Source organism: Streptomyces sp. NBC_01707, assembly GCF_041438805.1.
In the GTDB taxonomy this organism is placed as follows: Bacteria; Actinomycetota; Actinomycetes; order Streptomycetales; family Streptomycetaceae; genus Streptomyces.
Map to the genome: position 1 here is coordinate 5332529 of NZ_CP109190.1, position 15753 is coordinate 5348281.

19 protein-coding genes, 1 tRNA gene and 1 pseudogene are annotated in these 15753 nt (G+C 69.4%); 6 read left to right on the plus strand and 15 right to left on the minus strand.

The genetic code is table 11. The features are described 5' to 3' along the window. Positions 1 to 23: 23 nt before the first annotated feature. Positions 24 to 545: a MarR family winged helix-turn-helix transcriptional regulator gene (locus OG963_RS23960; RefSeq protein ID WP_093773985.1), complete on the minus strand. Its 522-nt coding sequence runs from the start codon at positions 543 to 545 to the stop codon at positions 24 to 26. A 275-nt stretch (positions 546 to 820) separates the two neighbouring features. On the opposite strand from OG963_RS23960, the gene OG963_RS23965 reads away from it, so the two are divergent. Further along, positions 821 to 1030 (plus strand): hypothetical protein, encoded by a 210-nt coding sequence (locus tag OG963_RS23965; protein ID WP_030929795.1) that lies wholly within the window; start codon positions 821 to 823, stop codon positions 1028 to 1030. Positions 1031 to 1046: 16 nt separating this feature from the next. Here OG963_RS23965 and OG963_RS23970 read toward each other — a convergent pair whose 3' ends face one another. From OG963_RS23970 to OG963_RS23995, 6 genes are all read right to left on the minus strand, one after another. Further along, positions 1047 to 1859: a hypothetical protein gene (locus OG963_RS23970; RefSeq protein ID WP_093773987.1), complete on the minus strand. Its 813-nt coding sequence runs from the start codon at positions 1857 to 1859 to the stop codon at positions 1047 to 1049. A 77-nt stretch (positions 1860 to 1936) separates the two neighbouring features. Continuing rightward, a complete protein-coding gene (locus OG963_RS23975) occupies positions 1937 to 2806 on the minus strand; it encodes an RNA polymerase sigma factor SigF (RefSeq protein ID WP_030929790.1) in 870 nt (289 codons plus the stop codon). Between the two features lie 235 nt (positions 2807 to 3041). After that, positions 3042 to 3884, minus strand: coding sequence for an RNA polymerase sigma factor SigF (locus OG963_RS23980; RefSeq protein WP_030929789.1), 843 nt, complete (start codon positions 3882 to 3884; stop codon positions 3042 to 3044). A 208-nt stretch (positions 3885 to 4092) separates the two neighbouring features. Beyond that, positions 4093 to 4386, minus strand: a complete 294-nt coding sequence (locus OG963_RS23985) for a Dabb family protein (protein ID WP_030929786.1) — start codon at positions 4384 to 4386, stop codon at positions 4093 to 4095. Positions 4387 to 4395: 9 nt separating this feature from the next. Next, positions 4396 to 4560: a hypothetical protein gene (locus OG963_RS23990; RefSeq protein WP_176902190.1), complete on the minus strand. Its 165-nt coding sequence runs from the start codon at positions 4558 to 4560 to the stop codon at positions 4396 to 4398. Between the two features lie 201 nt (positions 4561 to 4761). Beyond that, a complete protein-coding gene (locus tag OG963_RS23995; RefSeq protein ID WP_356639490.1) occupies positions 4762 to 5328 on the minus strand; it encodes a nucleoside deaminase in 567 nt (188 codons plus the stop codon). Positions 5329 to 5435: 107 nt separating this feature from the next. On the opposite strand from OG963_RS23995, the gene OG963_RS24000 reads away from it, so the two are divergent. The 3 genes and pseudogenes from OG963_RS24000 to OG963_RS24010 form a co-directional block, all read left to right on the plus strand. After that, a complete protein-coding gene (locus OG963_RS24000) occupies positions 5436 to 6413 on the plus strand; it encodes an antibiotic biosynthesis monooxygenase (RefSeq protein ID WP_371799428.1) in 978 nt (325 codons plus the stop codon). Between the two features lie 46 nt (positions 6414 to 6459). Further along, complete coding sequence (locus OG963_RS24005) at positions 6460 to 7869, plus strand: FAD-binding oxidoreductase (RefSeq protein ID WP_371799429.1); 1410 nt, start codon at positions 6460 to 6462, stop codon at positions 7867 to 7869. 84 nt (positions 7870 to 7953) lie between these two features. Further along, positions 7954 to 8100: pseudogene (locus OG963_RS24010) on the plus strand (2-phosphosulfolactate phosphatase); the annotation flags it as partial. Between the two features lie 235 nt (positions 8101 to 8335). Here OG963_RS24010 and OG963_RS24015 read toward each other — a convergent pair. The 4 genes from OG963_RS24015 to OG963_RS24030 all read right to left on the minus strand — a co-directional run bounded on the left by OG963_RS24015 (position 8336) and on the right by OG963_RS24030 (position 10004). Continuing rightward, positions 8336 to 8420: transfer RNA gene (locus tag OG963_RS24015), tRNA-Ser, on the minus strand. Positions 8421 to 8509: 89 nt separating this feature from the next. Next, positions 8510 to 8938, minus strand: a complete 429-nt coding sequence (tadA, locus tag OG963_RS24020) for a tRNA adenosine(34) deaminase TadA (protein ID WP_030929773.1) — start codon at positions 8936 to 8938, stop codon at positions 8510 to 8512. An 81-nt stretch (positions 8939 to 9019) separates the two neighbouring features. Then, the gene (locus tag OG963_RS24025) at positions 9020 to 9589 is read right to left on the minus strand and encodes a hypothetical protein (RefSeq protein ID WP_030929770.1); all 570 of its coding nucleotides are present in this window, start codon (positions 9587 to 9589) and stop codon (positions 9020 to 9022) included. A 187-nt stretch (positions 9590 to 9776) separates the two neighbouring features. Further along, positions 9777 to 10004 (minus strand): hypothetical protein, encoded by a 228-nt coding sequence (locus OG963_RS24030; RefSeq protein ID WP_093774013.1) that lies wholly within the window; start codon positions 10002 to 10004, stop codon positions 9777 to 9779. Between the two features lie 103 nt (positions 10005 to 10107). On the opposite strand from OG963_RS24030, the gene upp reads away from it, so the two are divergent. Continuing rightward, the gene (upp, locus tag OG963_RS24035) at positions 10108 to 10743 is read left to right on the plus strand and encodes a uracil phosphoribosyltransferase (RefSeq protein WP_030929764.1); all 636 of its coding nucleotides are present in this window, start codon (positions 10108 to 10110) and stop codon (positions 10741 to 10743) included. A gap of 61 nt (positions 10744 to 10804) precedes the next feature. Here the strand turns inward: upp and OG963_RS24040 are convergent, their stop codons facing one another. Both OG963_RS24040 and OG963_RS24045 read right to left on the minus strand, forming a co-directional pair. Continuing rightward, positions 10805 to 11422: a LytR C-terminal domain-containing protein gene (locus OG963_RS24040; RefSeq protein ID WP_371799430.1), complete on the minus strand. Its 618-nt coding sequence runs from the start codon at positions 11420 to 11422 to the stop codon at positions 10805 to 10807. 104 nt (positions 11423 to 11526) lie between these two features. After that, complete coding sequence (locus OG963_RS24045; protein ID WP_003955420.1) at positions 11527 to 11823, minus strand: type II toxin-antitoxin system VapB family antitoxin; 297 nt, start codon at positions 11821 to 11823, stop codon at positions 11527 to 11529. A 103-nt stretch (positions 11824 to 11926) separates the two neighbouring features. Between OG963_RS24045 and OG963_RS24050 the strand changes: the two genes are divergently transcribed. Continuing rightward, a complete protein-coding gene (locus OG963_RS24050) occupies positions 11927 to 13558 on the plus strand; it encodes a helicase HerA-like domain-containing protein (protein ID WP_319739114.1) in 1632 nt (543 codons plus the stop codon). A gap of 79 nt (positions 13559 to 13637) precedes the next feature. On the opposite strand, the gene OG963_RS24055 is transcribed toward OG963_RS24050, so the two are convergent. Both OG963_RS24055 and OG963_RS24060 read right to left on the minus strand, forming a co-directional pair. Continuing rightward, positions 13638 to 14252: an HhH-GPD-type base excision DNA repair protein gene (locus OG963_RS24055; RefSeq protein WP_319739113.1), complete on the minus strand. Its 615-nt coding sequence runs from the start codon at positions 14250 to 14252 to the stop codon at positions 13638 to 13640. A 148-nt stretch (positions 14253 to 14400) separates the two neighbouring features. After that, positions 14401 to 15420 carry an LLM class flavin-dependent oxidoreductase gene (locus OG963_RS24060; protein WP_371799431.1) on the minus strand — a complete coding sequence of 340 codons (1020 nt, stop codon included), beginning with the start codon at positions 15418 to 15420 and terminating at the stop codon, positions 14401 to 14403. Between the last annotated feature and the right edge of the window lie 333 nt (positions 15421 to 15753).

Genomic DNA, 15753 nt, shown 5'->3' on the forward strand with positions numbered 1-15753 from the left:
TGAGTTCCTTGTCTTTGCTTCTGTTACACGGGTGTACGGGTGTACGAGTCGTCGTCGCTGTCGGCGAGCCGCAGACGGCACTCGTCGCTGTGCTTTCCGGGGGCGCACCCACCGGAGCCGCGACGGGCGAAACTGTCGCGCAGCCGGGCCAGCAGCGTGTTGAGCTGTCCGACGTCGTCGTCGGACCATTCCTGAAGGTGATGGGCGAACATGTCGGTGACCCGCAGGTTCAGATCGACGAGTGCGTCGTCTCCCGCGGGGGTCAGCCGCAGGATGCGGGACCGTTTGTCCGCCGGGTCCGGAGACCGTTCTATCCAGCCGCGCTCGGCCACGTGGGCGACATGTCGGCTGGTCACCGACATATCGACGGCCAGCAGCTCGGCCAGTCTGCTGATCCGCATCTCGCCGTGCTGATCGAGGAGGGCCAGCACGGCGGCGGATCCGCCAGGACATTCAGCAGGCAGGGCGCGGGCGAGTCCGCGTTTGACGGCTCCGACGGCGCTGAGTTGCCGGGCCAGTTCTTCGTACTGACTCCGTGCGGCCACGGGACCCCCAGACTGTTCCACTGCATGTTGTTGCTTAGGGCAACCATAAAACCTGTTGGTTGCTGCAGGCAAACGAAATCAGCCTTGCATAAGTAAAGGAACGCAAAAGGCTGCGTAGGGGCCGGGTCAAACGCCCAGCGTGCGCCCGGCGTACTTCGCGGCCGTGTGCATCGCGCCACAGCCCGAAGCGGTTCACCGGTTCTCCGTCTCCGGCGCGGGGCCTTCACCGACCCGGGGGTTGGGCGGTACCCCCGAGTTCGCTAGGGTCCTGGCCCATGGCACACAACCCCCATGCCCCCCAGGGCCCCGAGGGCAACTACGACCCGGCGGGCAGCACTCAGATGTTCCGCGCCTTCGTCGACGAGGGCGAGCCGCAGCGTCGGCAGCAGCCCGCCGCGTCGTCCGGACCGAGGACCGGGGTGATCGTCGCCGTCGTCGCGGTGGTTGTCATCCTCGGTGCGATCGCCTGGCTCGCGCTCGGCTGACCTGGCTCTCCATCCGTCACTTCCAGACGGCGGTGACGTCCCGGGTCTCGATATGCATGCCCAGGGGCACCCGCCAGGCGTCCACGCAGACGGTGTACGTCTTCTTCCGTGCCGCTCCCGCGTCGATCGGCGCGGGCAGCGGCGCTGTCGATTCGATGGTCGCCCAGTCGATTCCCAGCGCGCCGATGATGTGTGTGGCGAAGGTGGCCGTTCCCGAGCGGACCGGTGAACCACCGGTATTGCGGAACTCGACGGTCACCTTTTCGCACCAGCGGTCATCGGCCGCCGCCCGCTCGGGTGCGCTCAGCGTCAGTACGGCGGGCCCTGCGGATGCGGTGGGCCCCGGTGCGGACGGTGGGCCGGAGGTGCCCTGCGAGGCGCTTCCCGTGCCACCGGTGCCGTCGGCGCTTCCCGCACCTCCGGCGCCACCGCTGCTCGAGCTGCTTGCGGAGCCCGTGGTGGCGGCGCCGGACGAGCCGGGTGACTGCGCACCGCCGTCCGTGCCGTCCCCCGTGGCGACCGCCCCGCCGGGGGAGCGGCTCCGCGCGGAGGAGCCCGGCTTCGGCTCCGCGCCTCCGCCGGCGTCACCGCCTCCGTCATCGCTCCCGGCGCCGTCCAGCGGGATCAGCGTCACCTTTCCCGAGGGGGCCACCGCCCCCGTCGGCGCTTTCTCCGGCCCGGCACCCGCCGCGCCGACCGCCACATAGCCGTCGCCCCCGTCCGCCCCCGTGCCACAGGCGGCGAGCGCGCCGCCCAGGCACAGCACGGCCGCCGAGGCGGCAAACACTGTGCCCCGGCGGCCGATCGAGACCCACGTCTGACGTCGCATCGCGCCAGTGTGGCTGACGGTCCGTCAATTCGGAACCCTCGTGCCCCGGTGCGGTGGTCGGTGGTGTCCGGTCGCGGTCAGTCGGCGATGAGTCCTTCCCGAAGCTGTGCGAGCGTCCGGGTGAGCAGCCGCGAGACGTGCATCTGCGAGATGCCGACCTCTTCGCCGATCTGCGACTGGGTCATGTTGGCGAAGAACCGCAGCATGATGATCTGCCGCTCCCGGGGCGGGAGTTTGGCCAGCAGCGGCTTCAGCGACTCGCGGTACTCGACGCCCTCCAGCGCCGAGTCCTCGTAACCGAGTCGATCCGCGAGGGAACCCTCGCCGCCGTCGTCCTCGGGAGAGGGCGAGTCCAGCGAGGACGCGGTGTACGCGTTGCCGACGGCCAGGCCGTCGACCACGTCCTCCTCGGAGACCCCGAGCGCCGCCGCGAGCTCCGGCACGGTCGGCGAGCGGTCGAGCTTCTGGGCCAGTTCGTCGCTGGTCTTGGTCAGCGCGAGCCTCAGCTCCTGGAGACGGCGCGGCACCCGCACCGACCAGGAGGTGTCGCGGAAGAAGCGCTTGATCTCGCCGACGACGGTGGGCATCGCGAACGTCGGGAACTCCACGCCCCGCTCGCAGTCGAACCGGTCGATCGCCTTGATCAGACCGATCGTGCCGACCTGGACGATGTCCTCCATCGGTTCGTTGCGGCTCCGGAACCGCGCCGCCGCGTAGCGCACGAGCGGGAGGTTGAGCTCGATGAGTGTGTCCCGTACGTAGGCACGCTCCGGGCTGTCGTCCGGTCCGTCGGGGCCCGGTGCGGGACCCAGGGCGGCGAGCCGCTGGAACAGGGAGCGGGACAGAGTGCGGGTGTCGATGGCTTCCGACGAGCTGGTGAGCACAACGGGTGCGGGTGCGCTCTTCGTGAGCGTGAGCACCTTCGAGCTGCCCTGTTCTGCGGACATGCCACCCCCTTGAGGTCGCGGACGGTCGCGTTGAGCCGCGACCATCGGAGGAACGCAGCCTCCACCTGAATACCGGAGGTGGGGCTGCGGCAAACGCGGTTCACGCAGAATGTCACATGTCGGCAACACGCTGTAGTGACATGTCGACAAGTCAAGGTGGAGTATGCGCAGTTAACGGGGGGTGTGCGGCATTCGGGCGTTCCGGGGCGGGCTTCGAGTGATCTACCCGATCCGGTTACGCCTCGATCCTATTTGCGGATCTGAGGCGCGCGAAGCTTCTCGCCAACAGCCTTGACACATGCATCTGGGAGACGCCCAGTTCGGCGCTGATCTGCGACTGTGTCAGATTGCTGTAGTAGCGCAGCAGCAGGATCCGCTGCTCGCGCTCGGGCAGCTGGACGAGCAGGTGCCGGACCAGGTCACGGTGTTCGACGCCGGCGAGTGCGGGGTCCTCGTAGCCGAGCCGGTCGAGCAGCCCGGGCAGCCCGTCGCCCTCCTGGGCCGCCTCCAGCGAGGTCGCGTGGTAGGAGCGGCCCGCCTCGATGCAGGCCAGGACCTCCTCCTCGGAGATCTTCAGTCGTTCGGCGATCTCTGCGGTGGTGGGAGAGCGGCCGTGTGCGGTCGTCAGGTCCTCGGTGGCGCCGGTGACCTGGACCCAGAGCTCGTGCAGCCGTCGCGGTACATGGACGGTCCGTACGTTGTCCCGGAAGTACCGCTTGATCTCGCCGACGACGGTGGGCATCGCGAAGGTGGGGAACTGTACGCCGCGCTCGGGGTCGAACCGGTCGATGGCGTTGATCAGACCGATCGTGCCGACCTGGACGACGTCCTCCATCGGTTCGTTGCGGCTCCGGAAGCGCGCAGCGGCGTACCGGACGAGGGGGAGGTTCGCCTCGATCAGCGCCGCCCGCACCCTGCTGTGCTCCGGAGTTCCCGGTTCCAGCTGCTTGAGCTCCCCGAAGAGGACCTGGGTGAGCGCCCTGGTGTCCGCGCCCCGGGTCCTGGCGGGCGTCGTGCCGTCGGGTGTCTCCGTCTGGACGGTCTGGGGAGGCACTTGAGGCGCTGTACTGGCCGGCACGATACGCCACCCCTTTGCGGTCAACTTCGGTCAACTCATCCGTCAAAAGCGGTCATAGCATCACAAGACATGTCCACTGTGTGCAAGCACCGCGTAGTGCCGTGTTGGGGTCAAGTTGGTTTAAACAAGAGGAAAAGCCCCTCACCGGATCGGTGGGGGGCTTACGCGCTCCTGGGCCGAGAGGGTCGGAGGGTCGGAACCGAGGGGGTCAGAACGGATAGTCGGCGATCACCCAGGTGGCGAAGGCCCGCCACTGTCCGGCGGCGTCCTGATGGGCCGGATGCTCGATGTAGCGCTTCAGTGCGTCCTCGTCGGCGACAGCGGAGTTGATGGCGAAGTCGTAGGCGATCGGCCGGTCGGTGATGTTCCAGGCGCACTCCCAGAACTCCAGCTCGGGGATCTTTCCCGACAGCTCCTGGAACGCCTTCGCCCCGGCGACGACCTGCGGATCGTCGCGCTTCACGCCGTCGTTCAGCTTGAACAGGACCAGGTGGCGGATCATGGGGTACTCCTACTTCACGAGCTCGGACATGAAATCGCCGACGCCCTGTGCGGCACTCGAAACGCCCTCGAACCCTACCTGGACAAGATCAGCGGCCCGGGCTGGGGACGTGATGATCGTGTACAGCACGAAGACGACAACCATGTAGAGCGCGATCTTCTTCGCTTGCACCATCAGCCCCTGCCACCCCATTCGATCCCCCTGTGCAGTCGGGCGATTCTATCCGCACAGATGGCCGTATCCGGTGGGGGTTTCCGACGGGGTTTGCGATGGGCTTTCCGAACCGGCGCCTCGCGCGCCACTGCCAGGACGGACGCCTCTTCGGCCCGCGCCGCCGGGCGCGCCGGCGGCGTGGATCTCCGGGCCGGGCCTCCTTCAGTACGCGTGCCGGTCCGGCTTGCTCGTCCACGTGTCGTAGGCCTGGGCGCCGATTTCGGGGTAGACCTGTTCGATCCTGATCCTGCGTTGGTCGAGCGGCTTCTTGAAGTCCTCGTACTGGTAGGCGTCGTCGAAGCCGATCCGGCGGGTGTCGTCCAGGTCGCAGCTGAAGTACACCGCATCGATGCGCGACCAGTAGATGGCGCTCATGCACATCGGGCAGGGGGCACCGCTGATGTAGATGGAGCACCCTTGGAGCATCCGGGCCCGCTCGCGCACGGGATCCGGTGACCCGTCAGGACGGGGCACGTACTCCAAGGTGCTCTCGTTCTGGTGTTCCTCGGAGATCGACGGGGCCTCGGGGTTGAGTCGCTGCACGGCCTTGCGGATCGTTTCGATCTCGGCGTGGGCCGTGGGGTCGCCGGTGAGCAGCACCCGGTTCTGCCCGCGGGCGATGATGTCGCCGTTGCGGGTGAGCACCGCGCCGAAGGGGCCGCCCCAGCCGTTCTCCACCGACTCGGTGGCCAGTCGGACCGCTTCGGTGATGAGCTCTTTGTGTTCCATCCGGGTCTCCGATCGACATCGATGCCCTTGGCCAAACGGACGTGGGGAAACGGGCAACCAAATGTCTTATTTGCCCCTAAAATAACGCATACATTAGGCTACTGCAGGTGAGCCCCCGTGCAAGCCGTGAGCCGCCGGCAGAGAACGCCACCGTGGTGACCTCGCAGAAGGTGTGCGTGGGTCGCGCCGACGACTATCAGCGCTGGCAGCGTCGGATGAACGAAGCGGCCCGCGAATTCGACGGCTTCGAGGCCGTCGAGGTGTACCCGCCCGCAACAGACGACGAGAACGAATGGGTGGCGGTCTTCCGTTTCACCGGTGTCGACCACCTGACGGCCTGGCTGGATTCGGACAGACGGCAGGAGTTGCTCGACGAAGGGCAGGAGTTCTTCGAGGGATCTCCGACGCAGGAGGTGCTTCGTGGCGGCGCCCCCGCCGAGCAGGCGCCCGAGACGATCACGGCCGTCATCTCGCACGAGGTGAAGCCCGGTCGGGAAGAGGATTTTCTGCGCTGGCAGGAGAAGGCGTTCAAGGCACAGGCCAAGTCACCCGGATTCATGGGGTCCGAGCTGTTCAAGCCCGTGGAGGGCGTGCAGGAGCACTGGGTCGCCGTCTTCCGGTTCGACTCCCGCGGACACCTCGACGACTGGCTCGCCTCCGATGCCCGCCGGACACTGTTGGAGGAGGGGCGCGACTACTTCGCCTCCTACGACGTACGCAAGGTCGGCTCGGCGTTCAGCGGTTGGTTCCGGTTCGGCGAGGGCGAGCAGGACGGCGCGCCGCCCAACTGGAAGCAGGCCATGACCGTGCTCCTGGCTCTCTATCCCACGGTGGCGGTCCTGAATCTGACCGAGGGGCACTGGCTGGACGGGCTGGGCGTTCCCGGATACATCGGCCTCTTCATCGGCAACGTACTGAGCGTCAGCGCGCTGACCTGGCTGCTGATGCCTCTGGTCAACAAGGCACTCGCCTTCTGGCTGGTGCCCGGTCGCGCGACCGGGCACCGCGTGCACCTGGCCGGCGCCGCGGTGGTGGTGCTCTGCTACGTACTGTTTCTCGTTGTCTTCGGCCTGGCCGACCACTGACCGATTCCGCCGGCCGACTGCGGTCGGGCCGCTCGAGGAGGCCTTGATGCGCGAACGGACGCCCGCAGGCCTCTTCGAGGGAACCCTGCTCCGGCGGGGCGACCCCGGCTACGACGGCGCCCGGGCCGACGCGGTGTGGAACGGGCTGACGCCGGAACGGTTTCCCGAGGCCATCCTGCAGGCCGCCACCGAGCGGGACATCCCCCTCGCCCTGGCCTGGGCACGCGCTCAGGGGCTGCGCGTCTCCACGCGCTCCGGCGGGCACAACTGGTCCGGTTCCCAACTCCGCGACGGGGGTCTGCTGATCGATCTGTCACGGTTACGGCACTGCAGCGTCGACCCGGTGTCGGCGACGGCCGAGGTGGGGCCCGCCGTCACCGGGACGGATCTGGTCGAGGCCTTCGCCCCGCACGACCTGGCCTTCCCCGTGGGGCACTGCCCCTCCGTCGCGGTGGGCGGCTTTCTGCTGAGCGGCGGACTCGGCTGGAACTCCCGGGTGTGGGGACCGGCATGTGCCGACGTCCTGGAGATGCGGGCCGTGACCGCCGACGGCCGGACGGTCATCTGCAGCGAGACCGAGAACGCCGACCTCTTCTGGGCCGCGCGCGGCGCGGGGCCGGGCTTCTTCGCCGTCGTCACCGGATTCCGGCTCGGTCTGCACCCTCACCCCGCTGCGATCACGACCGCCGGTCTCACCTTCCCGCTGGCCGACGTCGAGCGGGTGACGGGCTGGGCCGTCCGGACCGCGCGTGACTTGCCGCCGAACGTCGAGACGGCTCTCACCCTGGCAGCCTCCGGCGAGGCGACGGCCGCGGCCCCGCCGGGGCCGCGGATCACTGTCGGTGCCACCGCGTTCGCCGCTACGCGGGACGAGGCGCTCGCCGCTCTCGAACCCCTGGGCGCCTGCCCGTTCGCCGAGCAGGCCCTGTCCCGGCAGCCACCCGAGCCGACGTCCTTCGCCTCACTGCATGACGGCGCCGCCCGGGCGTGGCCGTCGGCGCATCGCTACGCGGCGGACACGCTGTGGTCGGCGGAGAGTTACGAGACCCTGATGCCGCGCGTCGCCGGCGTCCTCGCCCGGGCCCCCTCCGGCAAGTCCCTGGTGCTCGCGCCCGTGCAGCCGGTCTCCCCGGACCCGGCACTGCTGCGGAACATGGCTTTCTCGGCGCCCGGTGAGTCCTACCTCGCCTGTTACGCGGTCTGGGACGATCCGGCCGCGGACGCAGCGAACACCGGGTGGCTGCGGGCGACGCTGGCCGCGGCGGACCCGTCGGGTCGCGGTGGTCACTACATCGCCGAAGCGGATCTGGAAGCCGATGCCGATCGGGCACGGCGCTCGTACGTCGCCGCCGACTGGGTCCGCCTGCAGGAACTCAAGCTCAAGTGGGACCTGGACAACGTCTTCCACTCCTACCTCGCGCCCGCGCCACAGGGCGCCCGGCCCGAGCGTCCTTGATACGCAACCGGCACGATCACGGGGACCGTCACGACGGGCCCCGGTCCCCATGTGCGGAGGTGGGTGGCTACGGAGTCTCGCCCCGGGGCGTTGGGAGTCCGTTCTGATGACGTCGCACTCCGTCTTGAGCTCGACCGGTTCCCCTTTGCCATGGTGGCGACCGCGGAGGACTCGCTCATGGCCCTCCGCCCGCGCGCCGTGCCTTCGCCGCCCGACGAGGCTTCGGCCTGATCGCTGGTGAGGTCCGGCTCCCGCCGTGCGAGAGCCGGCACCCGCTCGGGCCTTTCAGGCGCCCGGCTTCCGCACCATCACACGTCGTGATGGTGCTCCGTTACTTGCGTGGGGGTTGCCCGTTCGGAGCATCTCGGCGCCTGCAGGGGTACGACAACACTGCAACTGGGACGGAAACCGGGCCGGAACGCAGTGAAGGGGCCGACCCAAACGGGTCGGCCCCTTCATCCATCTGCGGTAGCGGAGGGATTTGAACCCTCGGTGAGTTTCCCCACACTCGCTTTCGAGGCGAGCTCCTTCGGCCGCTCGGACACGCTACCGAGAGAGAGCTTAGACCATCTCGGCCGTGGGTCGAAATCCGATTCTCCGTCGCGCGCGGAAGCCGGGCCGGAGGTGGGGCGCCGCAGCGTCAGCGGTCGCGGAAGAAGGCCGTCAGCTGGGCGGAACAGGCGTCCTCCAGGACTCCGTGGATCACTTCGGGGCGGTGGTTGAGCCGCCGGTCCCGTACGACGTCCCAGAGCGAACCCGCCGCGCCCGCCTTCTCGTCCCGTGCCCCGTAGACCACACGGGCCACCCGGGACTGCACGAGCGCGCCCGCGCACATCGTGCACGGCTCCAGGGTGACCACCAGCGTGCACCCGGAAAGCCGCCACTCGCCGAGCGCCGCGGCGGCCCGGCGCACAGCGAGGATCTCGGCGTGCGCGGTCGGATCACCGGTCGCCTCGCGTTCGTTGTGTCCCGTGGCGAGCAGGGCGCCACCCGGGCCGAGGACGACGGCGCCGACCGGCACATCGCCGGCCCGCGCCGCCTGCGCGGCCTCGTCCAGGGCGCGGCGCATGGGCGCCCGCCACGGGTCCCGTACAGGGTCGTGCGGTTCTGACAGTCGGTGCGGGCCCGGTCGTTCGGTCACCCGCGGACCCTAACGGACGGTTTCCAGGACCTCGGCCGCTCCCAGCGCGTCCGCGATCTCCACCAGTGCGTCCGTCCGCAGCATCAGCAGCTCCTTCTCGGGGAGTCCGAGGTCGGCCAGGACCCCGGTGTCACCGAGCGGACCCGTCGGTACGGCGTCGGCGTCGAGCCCGTCGTCGTCGTTGTCGTCGAGGTCGGTGTCGTTGTCGTTGTCGGGGGTGTGGTCCGGTTCGCCGTCCTCCGTACCGTCGAGGCCGACGAGCTCTTCGAGGGCGGCAATCGAGTCCTCGGCCTCGGGTTCGCGGCCGAGCAGTTCATCGGTGAGCAGGATCTCCCCGTAGGAGGAGCGGGCGGCGGCGGACGCGTCCGAGATGTAGATACGGGGGTCCTCCTCACCGTCCACCCGGATGACGCCGAACCAGGCGTCCTCCTGCTCGATGAAGACGAGCACCGTGTCCTCGTCCACCGAGGCCTCACGGGCCAGATCCGTCAGATCGGACAGGGTCTCCACATCGTCGAGTTCCGTGTCGCTCGCTTCCCACCCGTCTTCGGTGCGCGCGAGCAGTGCGGCGAAGTACACCGTGACTCTCCCACTGGTCATAGGGGTGTCGGTCCGGCGGGAGGAGAGTCGGTGATCCGGCTGTCCTGTGCCCCGCCCATCGGAATCGTGGCAGAAACAGAGCGTTCGCGAGAGGAGTTCGACCGTTGCGTCGTCCATGAGTTGTCGACAACACCGCTTCCAGGGGGCCGTCCGGCGGTCCCGGCGGCTACCAGCGGAAGGTCCGCATCCGCATGGCTTGGCGCATTCGGGCGGCCCTGGCCCGGCGTGGCTGGACCCGGTCGCGCAGTGCCTTCGCCTCATGAAGCTCACGCAGGAACTGGGCGCGGCGCCTGCGGCGCTCCTCGTCCGTCTCGGGCGCGTCCAGCGTGTCCCGGCGGCCGTGCGTGTCGTGCGGTTCCTGCTGGTCCCGCTCCTGCTGCTCCCCGTCGGGCATCGGCGCATCACCCCAAGGCTGGGTCCGTATGCCCACACCTTCCCTCCGAACGGGCGATTGATGCCAGCGCACGGGTGCGGTTGGCCCGGCTACTGTTGAGCCCATGCGGATCCACGTCGTCGACCACCCGCTGGTCGCGCACAAACTCACCACCCTGCGCGACAAGCGCACCGACTCCCCGACCTTCCGGCGGCTCGCCGACGAGCTGGTCACCCTGCTCGCCTACGAGGCCACCCGGGACGTGCGCACCGAGCAGGTCGACATCGAGACCCCGGTGACGCCGACCACCGGCGTGAAGCTGTCGCACCCGCGGCCCCTGGTCGTGCCGATCCTGCGGGCCGGTCTGGGCATGCTCGACGGCATGGTGCGGCTGCTGCCGACCGCCGAGGTCGGCTTCCTGGGCATGATCCGCAATGAGGAGACGCTCCAGGCGGAGACGTACGCCACGCGGATGCCGGAAGACCTCTCGGGCCGCCAGGTGTACGTCCTGGACCCCATGCTCGCCACCGGCGGCACGCTGGTCGCGGCCATCCAGGAGCTGATCAAGCGCGGTGCGGACGATGTCACCGCCGTCGTGCTGCTCGCGGCGCCCGAGGGCGTCGAGGTCATGGAGCGCGAACTGGCCGGTACACCGGTCACCGTGGTCACCGCCTCGGTCGACGAGCGGCTCAACGAGAACGGCTACATCGTGCCGGGGCTCGGCGACGCGGGCGACCGGATGTACGGCACCGTCGACTAGAGGCTGTCCGGCCCGACGGTTCCGAAGAAGGCTCTCGGCCCTCGCATCCTGTACTGCGGTGTCACCCGCAGGAGGGTGCGGGGGCCGGCTTGTTCAGTGCGGCAAGGGCCGCAGCGGCGGCCTTCGGGGTGTTCAGCTTCTTGAACGCCGTACCGAGGATCAGATCGACATCCGCCGTCTTGCGGGTGTCGGTCTTCGGCGTGGCGCCCATCAGCTGCGTACCGAGGACCGGGAACGTGCCGCTCGTGGCCGTCGGGGCGCCCAGCAGGACGCCGGGACCGGGGACCTTCTTGTCGTAGGCGGCAGAGGCGTTGCCCACCTTGCCGATGCGGAAGCCGCGCTTCTTCAGCTCGTCGGCCGCGGCCTTCGCGAGCCCGCCGCGCGGTGTCGCGTTGTAGACGTTGACCGTGATCCTCGCCGGCTTCGGGAGCGCCTTCGCGGGCGCCGACGGCTTGACGGAGGGGCAGTCGGCCTTGCGGTCGGCGGCGCTGGCCGTCCTGTCGCCGGTGAAGACGTCGATGAGCTGCAGCGTCCCCCATCCGGCCAGCCCGAGGGTCACCACGGAGGCGAGGGACACGAGGACCAGTCTGCGGCGGTGCCGGGGACGCCGCATGCGCGGATATTTGTCGCCCGTGATGCGGTACTTTCCGCCCAGGCCGGGGGGAGTGAGCATGCTCATGGGCGCAGCGTAGTGCGACCCGGTGAAGATGCGTACTAAATGATCAACCGATGGCACCCGTCCGTGTGCGAATGCACCCGAAAGCACCCGATGGGTGCCGTTCGTCAGCCGAGTTCGAGGACCCGGGCGTGCAGCACCTGGCGTTGCTGGAGCGCCGCGCGGACCGCGCGGTGGAGCCCGTCCTCCAGATAGAGGTCGCCCTGCCACTTCACGACATGGGCGAACAGGTCGCCGTAGAACGTGGAGTCCTCGGCGAGGAGGGTTTCGAGGTCCAGCTGACCCTTGGTCGTCACCAGCTGGTCGAGGCGGACCGGGCGCGGCGCGACATCCGCCCACTGCCGGGTGCTTTCCCGGCCGTGGTCGGGATAAGGCCGCCCATTTCCGATGCGCTTGAAGATCACACGGAAAGCCTACCGGCCAAGAGGCTCCGGGCGCAGCTATGGAGCGGTACTGCGATGCTGGCCAGAGCGTCATAAATGCAGACATTCCGGAATAGAGGCCGTGATGAGTGGCAGCGACAGCACGGGCGGGAGCGCGGAATCGGGCATCGGGGACGGCGCTGGAGCGGGCCCGGGGGAGGACGTCGGAGTGCTGCCGCAGCAGGCCCGGGCGATCGCGGACGGGTACGCCGTCGACGGTGCGGCCCTCGACCTGGGTGCGCTGCTCTGGGACGGTGCATGCCTGCCTGCTGCGCAGATCCGGATCCCGCTGGCGATGCTCAACCGGCACGGACTCGTCGCCGGCGCCACCGGCACCGGCAAGACCAAGACCCTCCAGCTCATCGCCGAGCAGCTGTCGGCCAACGGCGTGCCGGTCTTTCTCGCCGACATCAAGGGCGACGTGTCCGGCATCGCCGCTCCGGGCGTGCCGGGCGGCAAGGTTGCCGAGCGGGCCGGGCAGGTCGGGCAGCAGTGGGAGGCCAAGGGCTTCCCGTGCGAGTTCTACGCGCTCGGCGGCATCGGCCCCGGCATTCCGCTGCGGGCGACGGTCACCGACTTCGGTCCCGTACTGCTTTCCAAGGTGCTCCAGCTGAACCGCACGCAGGAGCAGTCGCTCGGCCTCATCTTCCACTACGCCGACGCCAAGGGCCTGGAACTGGTGGATCTGAAGGATCTGCGGGCCGTCGTCGCGTTTCTCGTCTCGGACACCGGCAAGCCCGAACTGAAGGGGATCGGCGGGCTCTCCACGGCCACCGCCGGGGTGATTCTGCGGTCGCTCACCGCCTTCGAGCAGCAGGGGGCGAGCGACTTCTTCGGCGAGCCGGAGTTCGAGACGGCGGAGTTCCTGCGGCAGGCGCCGGACGGCCGGGGGCTGGTCTCCGTACTGGAACTGGCGTCCGTACAGGACAAGCCGGAGCTCTTCTCGACGTTCCTGATGTGGCTGCTCGCGGATCTCTTCCACGATCTGCCGGAGGTCGGCGACCTCGAGCGGCCCAAGCTGGTGTTCTTCTTCGACGAGGCGCATCTGCTCTTCAACGGGGCGTCGAAGGCGTTCCTGGACTCGATCACGCAGACCGTGCGGCTGATCCGTTCCAAGGGAGTGGGCATCTTCTTCGTCACGCAGACTCCGCGCGATGTGCCGGGGGATGTGCTGGCGCAGCTCGGCAACCGGGTGCAGCACGCGCTGCGGGCGTTCACCCCGGACGACGCGAAGGCGCTGCGGGCGACGGTGAAGACGTTCCCGAACTCGTCGTACGACCTGGAGGAGTTGCTGACCGGGCTGGGCATCGGCGAAGCGGTGATCACCGTGCTGAGCGAGCGGGGCGCGCCGACGCCGGTCGCCGCGACCCGGCTGCGGTCGCCGCAGTCGCTGATGGGTCCGCTCGGCGCGGCGGAACTGGACGCGGCGGTGAAGGGATCGCCGCTGTACGGGAGTTACGCACAGCCGGTGGACCGGGAGTCGGCGTACGAGAAGCTCACCGCCGAGCACGAGGCGGAGCAGCGGGCCGTGGCGGAGGCCGCGGGCCGGCCGGCGAAGGAGCCGGCGAAGAGGTCCGGGCGGCCGGAGGACGACGCCTCGCTGGTGGAACAGGTGGTGGGGAGTGGGGTGTTCCGGTCGCTGGCGCGGTCGGTCGGGACGCAGCTGGGGCGGGAGATCTCGCGTTCGCTCTTCGGTACGGCGCGCCGCAGGAGGTAGCGGAGGAGGTGGGGGTGGGAGCCGGCCGGCGGCCCCCACCTGAGAGCAGCCGGCACGGCGGCCGGGCGCCGCTGCGGCCTCACCTCTTCTTTGCTGCCGCCGCCTTCGCCGCCGCCTTCGCCTCCTGTTTCTGCGCGCGGACCTTGGCGAGCGAGTCGGGGCCGGTGATGTCGGCGACCGAGCGGTGCGACCCGGCCTCCCCGTAGGGCCCCGCCGCGGCCCGCCAGCCGGTCGGCCGGACATCCAGTTGCTTGCCGAGCAGCGCCAGGAAGATCTGCGCCTTCTGGTCACCGAACCCGGGCAGCGCCTTCAGCCGTTTCAGCAGCTCGGCGCCGGTCCCGGCGTCGCTCCAGACCGCGCTCGCGTCACCGTCGTACTCCGCGACCAGGAACTGGCACAGTTGCTGTACCCGTTTGGCCATGGATCCGGGATAGCGATGCAGAGCGGGTTTGGCGCTGAAGAGCTCGGTGAACGCCTCGGGGTCGTAGGCGGCGATCTCATGGGCGTCCAGGTCGTCGGATCCCATCCGCTGGGCCAGGGTGAACGGGCCGGAGAAGGCCCACTCCATCGGGACCTGCTGGTCCAGCAGCATGCCGATCATGGCCGCGAGCGGGCTGCGGCCGAGAAGCTCGTCCGCCTCCGGCTGTTGAGCGATCCGCAAAGTGATGGCCTTGCTCCTGTTGCTCTCTGTCATGCCTTCGATCATCGCGACAGCGGCGGGCGACGGCGAGTCCAGGTGCCGCCGAACGGTCGGGCGTCCGGCGGGCCGTGACGCCGGGAATCGCCGCTGCGGCAGGCACTGACGGCCGCCGAGGCCGTCCGAGCACTCGCGGCGACCTGGATCAGACGGACGGTTGCCAGCCGAGAGCCGGGGCGAGCTCGGTGGCGATGTCGGTGAGGATCTGGACGTAGTCGTCGTGGTCGAAGGTGAAGGGCAGTGCGAACGCGACCTCGTCGACCTCCCGGAACGCGGCGTGCGCATGGAGCCGTTCAGCGATCTCGGCGGAACTGCCGACGAGGTCGGGCGCGAACATCATGCGGGCCGGCCCCTGCGGAGCGGTGGTGCGAGGCATCCGCTCGCGGGCGTATGCCTCGTACTTGGCGCGCTGCTGCGCCGAGGCGGTGTCGGTGGGGATGACGACCAGCCCGTGGGAGACACGGGCACGCTCGCCATCGGGGTGACGGGCGCGGAAGGCCCGGATGTGCGAGAGCTGGATCTCGGCGAAGTCCTCCGACTCCTCCGCTTTCACGACGCTGCTGGTCAGGAAGTTCATGCCCTGCTCACCGGCCCAGCGCGCCGACCGCAGGCTGCCGCCGCCGTACCACATACGGCCGGCCAGGCCGGGTGAGTGCGGCTGGACGAGGTCGGAGTACGCCTCGAAACCCTCCGTACCGCTGAAGTCGGTGGCCGGCTCGCCGCGTACGAATGCCAGGAGCCGTCGCACACGTTCGTAACCGAAGTCCTCGGCATCGGCGGTGTCGGGGTACAGCGCGTGCTTCACCCGCTCGTACTGCATCGGTGGGCCGACGCTGACCCCCGGATTGAGGCGGCCCCCCGACAGGATGTCGACGGTCGCCAGGTCCTCGGCCAGCCGCAGCGGATTCTCCCAGCCCAGCGGGGTGACCGCGGTGCCCAGCTGGATGCGGCTGGTGCGCTGGGAGGCCGCCGCCAGAACGACGACCGGGGAGGAGATGCCGTACTGCAGATGCCGATGACGCACCCACGCGCTGTCGAAGCCCAGTCGCTCGCCCAGCTCGATGATCGAGAGGGTCGCCTCGTGGCCCCTGCGCGGATCGGTCCCGTCGAACAGCCCGATGGTCAGAAAGCCCAGCTTCCGCAGTGGCTTCGAGGTCGGCGGCACAGCATTCCTCCATCGCTCACGGCAGGTACTGCCGTACACCGGCGTTGCCCCGATTGTCGCCGATGGCGAAAGGGCCCCACCGCGAGCGGGGCCCTTCGTAAGGCGTCGGATCCGTGAGGTGGTCCGGACGAGTCGGCCCACCGACGGGTACGGCCCCGCACGCGCGCCGGTCATCGCCCATTGGGAGGCGGCGCGTGCTCATTCGGGCGCATCACCTCCAGGTTCCCCCGCTGACCGGCGGCGATGCCGTTCATAGACCGTTCCCACGGCCCGAATCGCTCCGGCAGACCTCCGGATGAGAGCTGGCTTCGCCCTCAAGGCGGGATGCGGGGG